The 6682-nt window shown below is 72.7% G+C and carries 8 protein-coding genes; 7 read left to right on the top strand and 1 reads right to left on the bottom strand.

Annotation, left to right across the window (positions count from 1 at the left end; translation table 11 throughout):
• Window positions 1-12 precede the first annotated feature (12 nt).
• Both K7862_RS33735 and K7862_RS33740 read left to right on the top strand, forming a co-directional pair.
• Window positions 13-510: a GNAT family N-acetyltransferase gene (locus tag K7862_RS33735; protein ID WP_222968981.1), complete on the top strand. Its 498-nt coding sequence runs from the start codon at window positions 13-15 to the stop codon at window positions 508-510.
• Window positions 511-902: 392 nt separating this feature from the next.
• Window positions 903-2186 (top strand): SGNH/GDSL hydrolase family protein, encoded by a 1284-nt coding sequence (locus tag K7862_RS33740; RefSeq protein WP_222968983.1) that lies wholly within the window; start codon window positions 903-905, stop codon window positions 2184-2186.
• A 259-nt stretch (window positions 2187-2445) separates the two neighbouring features.
• Here K7862_RS33740 and K7862_RS33745 read toward each other — a convergent pair whose 3' ends face one another.
• Entirely contained in the window at window positions 2446-2850 is a 405-nt protein-coding gene (locus tag K7862_RS33745; protein WP_222968985.1) for a hypothetical protein, read from the bottom strand.
• A gap of 317 nt (window positions 2851-3167) precedes the next feature.
• Between K7862_RS33745 and K7862_RS33750 the strand changes: the two genes are divergently transcribed.
• From K7862_RS33750 to K7862_RS33770, 5 genes are all read left to right on the top strand, one after another.
• The gene (locus K7862_RS33750) at window positions 3168-3365 is read left to right on the top strand and encodes a hypothetical protein (RefSeq protein ID WP_222968987.1); all 198 of its coding nucleotides are present in this window, start codon (window positions 3168-3170) and stop codon (window positions 3363-3365) included.
• 136 nt (window positions 3366-3501) lie between these two features.
• Window positions 3502-4053, top strand: coding sequence for a COG4315 family predicted lipoprotein (locus tag K7862_RS33755; protein WP_222968989.1), 552 nt, complete (start codon window positions 3502-3504; stop codon window positions 4051-4053).
• A 40-nt stretch (window positions 4054-4093) separates the two neighbouring features.
• Entirely contained in the window at window positions 4094-4681 is a 588-nt protein-coding gene (locus K7862_RS33760) for a DUF6529 family protein (RefSeq protein ID WP_372461719.1), read from the top strand.
• A 208-nt stretch (window positions 4682-4889) separates the two neighbouring features.
• Window positions 4890-5093 (top strand): cold-shock protein, encoded by a 204-nt coding sequence (locus K7862_RS33765; RefSeq protein ID WP_222968991.1) that lies wholly within the window; start codon window positions 4890-4892, stop codon window positions 5091-5093.
• An 86-nt stretch (window positions 5094-5179) separates the two neighbouring features.
• The coding region (locus K7862_RS33770) for a DEAD/DEAH box helicase (RefSeq protein WP_222968993.1) at window positions 5180-6682 on the top strand (1503 nt) is incomplete at its 3' end.

Here is a 6682-nt window from a genome sequence, read left to right on the forward strand (position 1 = left end):
TAGCATTCCGTCATGTCACCTGACCATCCGACGATCCGCCCCGCCCGTTCGACCGATGATGCGGCGCTGGTGGCGCTCGACCGGGCCGGCTGGTCCTGGCTGAGCGAGGTCGCGCCCCGACGGGCCGCGGACTCCGCGATGTTCGGCGACACGTGCCCGGCCGATGACTTCCTGGTGGCCGAACTCGGCGGTCGCGTCGTGGGGTACGTCCGTCAGGTTCCTCCGACCCCGCTCGTCAGCAACCGGCACGTCCGGCAGATCCGGGGGCTGCAGGTGTCCACCGACGCCCGCGGCCACGGCGTCGGGCGAGCCCTGGTCGAGGCCGCCTGCGCAGCCGCTCTGGCCGAGGGCGCCCGCCGGATGACGCTGCGCGTGCTCGGCCACAACGCCCCGGCCCGCCGCCTCTACGAGCGGTGCGGTTTCCGGGTCGAGGGCGTGCTGCCGGACGAGTTCCTGCTGAACGGCGCCTACGTCGACGACGTCCTGATGGGCCGCCCCCTCCCCGACTGACCGGGCGGCCCGTGCCGCGCTCCCACCAGCCCGAAAGCGGAGGCCAACGGTTCGGTTGGTCAGTTATGCGGCTATCGCTCACAATGGCGAGGTGCATGATCTCTTGACGAAGGTGCGGGGCTTCGTGACCCGGGTGCGGGGCCTCTCGGCGAGGTGCGAGGTGCGGCCCGTGATCCTCCTGCCGTAACGGCTGCCGGGCCCCTGATGCGGGCCCCGTCCCTGAACACTCGCTTCATCCTTCACCCATCACAGTCAGGAACGCTGATGATGACGGAACCCATCGTGCCGATGGACGTCACCGCGACCACGGCCCCGAGAGCCGGCGACCGCCCGGCCGCGGCCCCCTGCCCCGCCGTACCCCGTGCGAGGGTCACCACGGCGGTGTCCGCGTCATGATGCGCGCCCTCGCCCGGACAGCGATGTTCGGCGGCCTGGGCATCGCCCTGGCCCTGCCCAGCGCGGGCGCCGCCCACGCCGTGCACGTCTCCGTCCCCGGAACGGAAGCGGCACACGCCGTGCACATCTCCACCGCCACCTCGCACTGGACCGCGACCTGGACGGCCGGCCCGACCGCGGCGATGCCGTCCGGTCTCTCGCACAACGGCCTGACCGACCGGACGATCCGCAACGTCGTCTACTCCAGCATCGGCGGCTCGACCCTGCGCGTCAGGCTCACCAACCGGTACGGCGTCCGGCCCGTCACCTTCGAGCAGGTGACGGTCGGGCACGCCGCCGGACCGGACGCAACCGCCGTCGCCCCCGTCACCTTCGGCGGCGCGACGTCCGTGACGATCCCGGTCGGCGGCGACGTGGCCAGCGACCCCGTGCGGCTGCGGGTGGGACGCGACCAGGCCCTCGCGGTCAGTCTGTTCAGCGCGACGGCCACCGGGCCGGCCACGTACCACAACGCCGCGCACACCACCTCGTACCTCGCGGCGGGTGACCATGCGGCGGACGGCGCCGGCACCGCGTTCACCGACCGGACGAGGTCCTGGTTCTTCCTGGACGGTGTCGACGTTCTCGCCGCACCGCACGTGGGCGCGATCGTGGCGCTCGGCGACTCCATCACCGACGGGACGGGGACGGCCGTCGACTCCAACACCCGTTGGACCAACGATCTGTTCGCCCGTATCGCCGCCGGCCCTCCCGGGCGCCTGGAAGCGGTGACGAACTCCGGGATCGGCGGCAACGAGGTGACGCTCGACCGTCAGCCGCCGCTGTACGGGCCCAGCGCCCGGCACCGGCTCGACGCGGACGTGCTCGACCAGCCGGGAGTGACTCTTGTGCTGGTCTCCGAGGGCATCAACGACCTGAAGGCGGGCGAGGTGCCGGCGGGCCGGGTCATCGCCGGGCTGCGGGACATCGCCGACCGGATCCACGCCGCCGGCCTCAAGGCCGTCGGCTTCACCATCACGCCGTGCGGCGGCTACTCCCGGTGCGGCGCCGGCCCGCTGGCCCAAAGAGCCCTCGTCAACGACTGGATCCGCACCTCCGGCACGTTCGACGCCGTGGTCGACTTCGACGCGGTCGTCCGCGACCCCGCGGCCACCGATCGCCTGCTGCCCGCCTACGACAGCGGCGACCACCTCCACCCCGATGCCGCCGCCTACCAGCGCATGGCCGACGCGATCGACCTGACCGCCCTGAACCACCTCGTCACCCGCCCGCGCGACTGAACCGCCCTCCCGGTCGGTCGAACGGCTCGTCGCTCGCTCCAGCGGAACCAGGCGTGCTCGCCGTCCATGTGCGGCAGGAACTCCGCGACCGGGCCCGCGGGAGCGACGAGTTGGCGTTTCCCGCCGATCTCGCCCGCCTCCGCGTCCCAGCTGCCACACCCATCGCGCCGGTCCCGTTCCGGGCAACCTCCCACCCCGGTCTGACACCACCGCGGTGCGCGGCCGCTCGCGCTCCGTGCGTCACAACGCGCGCGCGGCCTCAGCAGCCGCAGCCGCGCTCGACCGCGTAGGGCAGGCCGACGGCCAGGGACAGCAGGATCAGACGGATGAGACTCACCGCGAAGGCGGCCCGTACGGACTGCGGGTGGGTGCGGCGGCGCAGCGCGGCGTACCAGGTGGCGCCCACCGACACCGTCAGCAGTACGGCGAACCAGGTCAGCGAGCCGGACGGTGCCACGCGTGGCCCGCCCTCCTCGGCGTGACTCAGCAAGGCGGCCCAGCACGCGTGGACCACCACACAACTGACCGCCAGATCGGCCACCATGACGGCCAGCCACACCCAGCCCGGCCCGAACCTGCGAACCGCTCCCCCGTCAACGCGTCCGTGCGCCATCTCCGCCCCCGGCCCCCGTCCCGCCGCCCCCGCGACGATCGAGCGAGCCATGTTATCCGCAGGAGCAGGCCGGCCCCCATCGATTTTGCGAGCCCCCGGCCCAGCCCCGTGTGTCAGCCCTCGCGCCTGACGTTCCGCCATGACTGGGTCGGTACGCCCACCGGCACGCTGGTCGAGGTCGACATCGACGCCGCCCACGCGGCGGAGCACGACCTGCCGGCCGGCTCGCCCCTGTCCGCACCGGCCGCCACGGCATCGGGCGACCTCGTCGTGGCCCGCGGTGACGGCGAACGCGTCCTCGCGCGCCTCGACCCCGGGGATGCCGAAGCCACGGCCCCCCGGAGACGGCGGCCGCCGCGGCCGCGGCGGTGTCGGCGTTCCTGGACGGGACGTCCGGCCTTCCGCACGACGCCGACCTGGAAACCGGCCTGATCCTCACCGGCGGAGACCGCACCTGGGAGCCGGACGACCTCGCGGCGGTGGACTCCGCCACGTCCGCCGACCCGGGCAGGCTCCGGCTCCGGACCGCGGTGAACCGCCTCCACGACTGCCCGCGCGACCGCTGACGCCACCCGCCGCCGGGCGTGCGTTGCGCCGCCCGGCTGATGCCGGGGGCCGAACCCGGGTGTCCGGAAGGGCCGGGCGGCGGCAGCCGGTGAAGCTGGGACGTCCCTTTCGGATCGCCCAGTCCTCGGAGTCTCGATGAAACGCGCTTTCCCGGTGTCCGCGTGCGCGGCCGCCCTGCTGATGACCGCCCTCAGCGGGTGCGGCAGCAGCTCCAAGTCCAGCACTGGCGCCGCGGCCACCACCGCGCCCTCCTCGGCAACCGCCTCCGCCGTCGTCACCACGCAGGGGGCCGTCGCCGACGCGTCCAGCAGCCCCAGCGCCCAGGCCACGGTGGCCACGCACAACGCCGGCGGCAAGCTCGGCACCATCCTGGTCGACGGCAAGGGCCGCACGCTCTACCTGTTCATGGCCGACAAGACCGACATGTCGACTTGCACGGGCGCCTGTGCGGCGGCCTGGCCCCCCCTGCTCAGCAAGGGCCAGCCCAAGGCGGGCAGCGGCACCAAGAGCAACCTGCTCGGCACCAGCAAGCGGTCCGACGGCACGACCCAGGTCACGTACAACAAGCACCCGCTGTACTACTTCTCCGGCGACAGCAAGCCCGGCCAGACCAACGGCCAGGACCTGAACCAGTTCGGGGCGCTGTGGTACGTCGTGAACCCCGCGGGCAAGCAGGTCGAGACGTGACGAGCCGGCCCCGGTCCGCCGAGGCGGGGACGGCTCTTCCGTGAGCAGCCCCGACCACCAGGACGAACGCCCGGCCAGGAAACCGACGGCCCGGCCCGCCCTGATCGTGCTCGCCGTCCTGCTGCCGTTCGCGGCAGCGGTCGGCGTGTACGAGTGGGCCAGCCACGTGACCCCGGACTACAACGCCGGTCTGTTCGGCGTCAACGGCGTCGACACCTTCGAGCTCAAGGCGCGCCTGGCCACCGCGCTGCTCGGCCTGGCCGTGATCCAGCTCCTGCTCGCGCTGTGGATGTACGGGCGGGTGCCCGGCGGCCGGCCCGCGCCGAAGCCGGTGCGCACCACGCACCGCGTCATCGGCCTGCTCGCCTTCCTGCTGTCCCTGCCCATCGCCATCCACTGCATCACCGCGTACGGGTTCGAGACGACCAACGCCCGCGTCACCATCCACTCCAGCTGCGGCTGCCTGCTGTACGGGGCGTTCGTCGCCAAGGTCGTGGTCGTGCGCAGCAGGCGCCTGCCCGGCTGGGCCCTGCCGCTGGCCGGCAGCGTCCTGATCTGCGCGATCGGCGTGATGTGGTACTCGGCCGCACTGTGGGTGTTCAACGGCGACACCCTCCCGCCCGTGTAGGCTCCCCTCCCCCACGGCGCGGACCGACCGCACAGGCGGCGCACCCGCGGGTCGCCCGGCGCGCGCCGCCGGGCTGTGCTACTGTTTTCACGTTGCAGTTGTGGTACCCATGAACCTATGTGCGCCTGACGGAGATGTTTTCTGCAGGCGCATATTTTGTTTTACCGGCTTCTCCGGATGGGGCCTCTGCCTACAGAAGGAGAATGTCATGGCACAGGGAACCGTGAAGTGGTTCAACTCTGAAAAGGGCTTCGGCTTCATCGAGCAGGACGGCGGCGGCCCCGACGTCTTCGCCCACTACTCGAACATCGCGACCCAGGGCTTCCGTGAGCTGCACGAGGGCCAGCGGGTCAGCTTCGACGTCACGCAGGGCCAGAAGGGCCCGCAGGCGGAGAACATCGTTCCCGCCTGATCGCCGACGCGTCACCACTCACCGGGGTCCGCACCGTCACGGTGCGGATCCCGGTTTGTGCTGTATTCAGGAAGGCAGACTGCTGCATGTCCCGCAGGCCCCAGAAGCCGAACCGGCGCGCCTCTTCACCCTCACCGTCCCCGTCGTCACCCAGGGAATTCCGGCTGCCGGAAAACACGACGCCCGCACTGCCGGCCGTCGAGGACTTCGCCGCCCTTGACATGCCCAAGGCGCTGCTCAGCACCCTGACCGCGCAGGGCGTGACGACCCCCTTCCCCATCCAGGCCGCCACCCTGCCGAACACGCTGGCCGGGCGTGACGTGCTGGGGCGGGGCCGCACCGGCTCCGGCAAGACCCTCGCGTTCGGACTCGCGCTGCTGGCCCGGACGGCCGGGCTGCGCGCGGAGCCCAAGGCCCCGCTGGCCCTCGTGCTGGTCCCGACCCGTGAACTCGCGCAGCAGGTGACGGACGCCCTCACCCCCTACGCGACCGCTGTGAACCTCCGGCTGGCCACCGTGGTCGGCGGACTGTCGATCACCAAGCAGGCGGCGACGCTCCGGCGCGGCGCCGAGATGGTCGTGGCGACCCCCGGCCGGCTGAACGACCTGGTGGAGCGCGGCGACTGCGTGCTGCGCGACGTCCGCATCACCGTGCTGGACGAGGCCGACCAGATGACCGACATGGGTTTCCTGCCGCAGATCACCAGGCTGATCCAGCAGGTGCGCCCCGACGGCCAGCGCATGCTCTTCTCCGCCACCCTGGATCACAACATCGACCGGCTGGTGCAGCGGTTCCTGACCGACCCCGTGGTGCACTCCGTGGACCCGTCGGCCGGAGCGGTGACGACCATGGAGCACCACGTGCTCCACGTCCAGGACGAGACCGACAAGAAGACCGTCACCACGCGCATCGCGGCCCGCGACGGCCGGGTGATCCTCTTCCTGGACACCAAGAGGTCCGCCGACCGGCTCACCAAGCGCCTGCTGTCCGTCGGCGTCCGTGCGGCGGCGCTGCACGGCGGCCGCTCCCAGCCGCAGCGCAACCGCACCCTGGAGCAGTTCAAGAACGGCCAGGTCACGGCGTTGGTGGCGACGAACGTCGCGGCCCGCGGCATACACATCGACGACCTCGACCTCGTCGTGAACGTCGATCCGCCCGCCGACCACAAGGACTATCTGCACCGCGGCGGGCGTACGGCGCGCGCGGGCGGTTCCGGCAGCGTGGTCACCCTGGTCCTGCCCGACCAGAAGCGGGACGTCACCCGGCTCATGACGCACGCGGGCATCCGTCCCCGGACGGCCCGCGTCACATCGGGCGACCCGGAGCTGGCGACCATCACCGGCGCCCGGGAGCCCTCCGGCACGCCCGTCACGATCGAGGTTCCGCAGCCGGCCGCCCCGGCGGCGTCCCGGTCGGACCGGCAGCCCGGTGGCGAGGCCGGCCGGCGCTCCGGCCGGCGCCGCCGCAGCGGTGGTGGCGCGGGGACGACCCCGAACGGCGCGGCCGCGGGAACGAACGGCCGCGGTTCGGCCCGGCGCGCTTCCGCGGGAGCCCCCGCGGGTGCCGCGGCCGGGACGGGCGGGCGGGGC

The sequence above is a fragment of the Actinacidiphila acidipaludis genome (assembly GCF_019890725.1).
Lineage (GTDB): Bacteria > Actinomycetota > Actinomycetes > Streptomycetales > Streptomycetaceae > Actinacidiphila > Actinacidiphila acidipaludis.

What these genes read in the sequence shown, in the direction of transcription:
- K7862_RS33735 (WP_222968981.1), top strand. Translation starts at nt 13, where the DNA reads ATGTCACCTGACCATCCGACGATCCGCCCCGCCCGTTCGACCGATGAT.
- K7862_RS33740 (WP_222968983.1), top strand. Translation starts at nt 903, where the DNA reads ATGATGCGCGCCCTCGCCCGGACAGCGATGTTCGGCGGCCTGGGCATC.
- K7862_RS33745 (WP_222968985.1), bottom strand. Translation starts at nt 2,850, where the DNA reads ATGGCTCGCTCGATCGTCGCGGGGGCGGCGGGACGGGGGCCGGGGGCG.
- K7862_RS33755 (WP_222968989.1), top strand. Translation starts at nt 3,502, where the DNA reads ATGAAACGCGCTTTCCCGGTGTCCGCGTGCGCGGCCGCCCTGCTGATG.
- K7862_RS33765 (WP_222968991.1), top strand. Translation starts at nt 4,890, where the DNA reads ATGGCACAGGGAACCGTGAAGTGGTTCAACTCTGAAAAGGGCTTCGGC.